Raw genomic sequence first — 550 nt, 5'->3', positions numbered from 1 at the left:
TAGACTATCAGCTAAAAAACTGGTAACAGTTTAATTCATGATTTCTGAAGAAAGAAATAATTAGTTTTTTGTTCTTCTTTACTTCTTTCAGTACTCGTATAACTTCCAGCTTCAAAGCTTTGGTGTTTTGAAAAAAGCGGTTGCTAAGTTTAGATTTCAAATAGCCCCATACCTGCTCTATAGGATTCAACTCTGGACTGTAAGTAGGTAGATACTCTAGCCAAATGCCGGGATGATCACTGTTCTGTTGAGCTAGATACTCTTTGACTACTTGAGATTTATGAGCCGGAGCATTATCCCAAATCAACAATAGGTCATTCCTCAACTGTTTGCGGCAGTTGGTCAGAAATCGGGTCAGTCCTTTTCTTTTGAATCCCTCTTGCTCTCTGACTTCAAAATAAAACTGACCGTTACTGATAATGGCCCCACTGATACTGACATAGTCCTTGTTTTTGGTGTCACAAAGCATCACCGGAGGCCTACCAATCGGAGCATAGCTCCGAGCTAAGCCAGGTAACAATCGTACCGCTGATTCATCTTGAAAGGCCAG

The 550-nt window shown here is 40.7% G+C and carries 1 protein-coding gene; it reads right to left on the bottom strand.

Translation table 11 applies throughout. The features are described 5' to 3' along the window. Window positions 1-7: 7 nt before the first annotated feature. Window positions 8-550, bottom strand: a 543-nt coding sequence (locus tag CRP01_RS41765) for an IS630 family transposase (RefSeq protein ID WP_170110772.1), incomplete at its 5' end; no start/stop codon positions are given.

The sequence above is a fragment of the Flavilitoribacter nigricans DSM 23189 = NBRC 102662 genome (genome assembly GCF_002646595.1).
In the GTDB taxonomy this organism is placed as follows: Bacteria; Bacteroidota; Bacteroidia; order Chitinophagales; family Saprospiraceae; genus Flavilitoribacter; species Flavilitoribacter nigricans.
Note: the sequence above shows the minus strand (reverse complement) of the source record. Positions and strands in the feature narration are given on the sequence as shown.